Source organism: Streptomyces sp. T028, from assembly GCF_048159505.1.
GTDB lineage: Bacteria > Actinomycetota > Actinomycetes > Streptomycetales > Streptomycetaceae > Streptomyces.
Genome location: NZ_JBLRVZ010000128.1, coordinates 1 through 1,100, shown reverse-complemented (window position 1 = coordinate 1,100; position 1,100 = coordinate 1). Strand labels below are relative to the sequence as shown.

Genomic DNA, 1,100 nt, shown 5'->3' with positions numbered 1-1,100 from the left:
TCGCCGCCCTTGGGATTGCGCAGCCGCCAGCCGTCCTCGTCCGTCGGTGTGTGCCAGGAGGGGGCGACGATGGTCATGACGTCGCCCGACAGATAGCCGTCGGCGACGCCGGTGGGGATCACGACGGTGTCGCCGGGGACGAAGTGGGCGTGGGTGATGTCCCGCCTGGCGGTCAGCGTCTCCAGGGACGGCGTCCAGGCGGCGGGTATGTGCGAGGGGCCGGGAGCGTCGGGCACAGAAAGGGGTCCTTCCACGAGCGGCATGGGTGGCGGTGGGAGGCTCAATGCTCCGGAGGATCCCCGGTTTCGGTAACCGGGGATCGTCGGATATAATCCCTGGTCGGCTACCGGTACGGGTTCTCGGTGCCGCGGTCGTGTTTGGTGGCGGCGTCGAGGAGTTCGGGCAGATCGGTGCCCTCGGTATCGCGCTGGTCGATCCACCATCCGGCCCGGGTGACGGTGCGGATCTTTTCCTCCAGCACCGTCCAGTCGGTCTCATCCCAGGTGCCCTCGGTGACGAGGGCGGCATACGCGCGGGTGGCCAGCTGATGGCGGGAGCGCTCGCCCCAGCTTTGGGCGCGTTCGGTGCCCTCCAGCGGCGGCATCTCGAACTGCTCGGTCCACTGAGCGGCGGCCTGCTGTTCTTCGGCGCGCCGGGCGGCGAGCCACTCTTCCTTGCCGGCACTGTCGCCGTCGCGGGCGGCCTTCCAGCAGTCGGTGCAGTCGCGTTCGGTCAGCCAGCGGGCGAATCCGGCGCGCCGGTCGGCGGGACGGTCGGACAGGTCGTGCGTGATCTCGTGTCCACAGGCGTGGACGACGGTCCAGGTCTTCTGGACGGCCATGGGCGGGGATTCTCCTTGTGTTGGGATCGGCGTGGGCGCCGGCGGGGTCAGGGGGTGCGGGAGGCGGGTGCGTGCTGCTGGGCGAACTGTTCGGCGGCGCGTTCGAGGAGGTCCGCCTGGCGCCGCGGGGTCTTGCGGGCAGCGGTGGCCAGGACGCCGTCGATACGGGCATCGAGGGTGCTGACGGCGTTCAGACCTGCGGCGCGGGCGACGGTTAGGCGCAGTTCGGCGTCGACCCAGGGCCAGTGCTCGGTCTTGG

Annotated in this window: 2 protein-coding genes and 1 pseudogene; all 3 read right to left on the bottom strand. The window is 70.6% G+C overall.

Translation table 11 applies throughout. From position 1 onward, the window contains the following. Positions 1-236: pseudogene (locus ACLZN2_RS50825) on the bottom strand (hypothetical protein); the annotation flags it as partial. 107 nt (positions 237-343) lie between these two features. Next, positions 344-841 (bottom strand): hypothetical protein, encoded by a 498-nt coding sequence (locus ACLZN2_RS50820; protein WP_416987073.1) that lies wholly within the window; start codon positions 839-841, stop codon positions 344-346. Between the two features lie 47 nt (positions 842-888). Next, on the bottom strand, positions 889-1,100 hold a 212-nt coding region (locus ACLZN2_RS50815; RefSeq protein ID WP_416987071.1), incomplete at its 5' end, for a hypothetical protein.

Bases quoted from the DNA above. Each gene is read 5' to 3' on its own strand.
- ACLZN2_RS50820 (WP_416987073.1), bottom strand. From the start codon at position 841: ATGGCCGTCCAGAAGACCTGGACCGTCGTCCACGCCTGTGGACACGAG.